The following is a 1043-nucleotide window of genomic DNA, read 5'->3' as shown; positions in this document are numbered from 1 at the left end:
GATTACCAGTCAGAACGACACTGCTCCAAAACACATGCGCTCGTTTTCGTGTGGCGTGCTCTGTTGGATTACCAGTCAGAACGACACTGCTCCAAAACATCTCGGTGCCCGTCTCCTCCCAGCCCACCGTTGGATTACCAGTCAGAACGACACTGCTCCAAAACAAGAGCGTTGGTTGAAGCAGGCCGACCTATGTTGGATTACCAGTCAGAACGACACTGCTCCAAAACGCGGAGGCCAAGCTTCGCGACCGCGAGTGACTGAGGACGGGCAAGGTACCGCCCGTCGGGTACGACTCGGACGCGACCAGGGCGAAGAAGTCCAAGGACAAGGCACATGCCAAGGAGTTCAGGACCGCCACGAAGCTCGCGGCCCATGGCTACTCCGTCACGGTCTGGGACGACGAGCTGCATGAGCCGAACCCAGACGGGAAAGGGACCGTTACCATTGGACGTTCCGACCTTGCGTCAGGCGTCGAGATAAAGACGCTAGATGGGGCAAGTTCCTACTCGACCGTCGACGGGCACATGAGAAACGCAAGAGGAAAGAAGGGTGTTTCCCTCGTCGTTCTCGACTTCAGCCAAAACAAGGCACTTGATGACGAGCAAGCCGTGTCATTCACGTGGAAGGCGATGAAGAACCGTCGCATCAGCGAAGTGGCCGTGATCGACCACGCAGGAGTGATAAGCAGACTTCATCTAGAAAAATAATGACGGGTCCCTGCTCCACAGCTGGTGCATAGACCCGTCTGACGGACTTGTACCCAATCTCACACGAAAAAGGCCACCGACGGGTGGCCTTTTTCATACGCCGCCACCGGCGCACGGTGGCTACACGACCGCCAGAGGCGGGGGAACGGACGACCGCGAAAGCGCGGGGGTTGGATTACCAGTCAGAACGACACTGCTCCAAAACGTGACGGCGGCTGCGAGATAGTCACCCAGGTTGGATTACCAGTCAGAACGACACTGCTCCAAAACGAGCGCATAGACCGGGCGTCGACCAAGCAGGTTGGATTACCAGTCAGAACGACACTGCTCCAA

The sequence above is a fragment of the Olsenella sp. DNF00959 genome, from assembly GCF_001553055.1.
Lineage (GTDB): Bacteria > Actinomycetota > Coriobacteriia > Coriobacteriales > Atopobiaceae > Olsenella_I > Olsenella_I phocaeensis.
Note: the sequence above shows the minus strand (reverse complement) of the source record.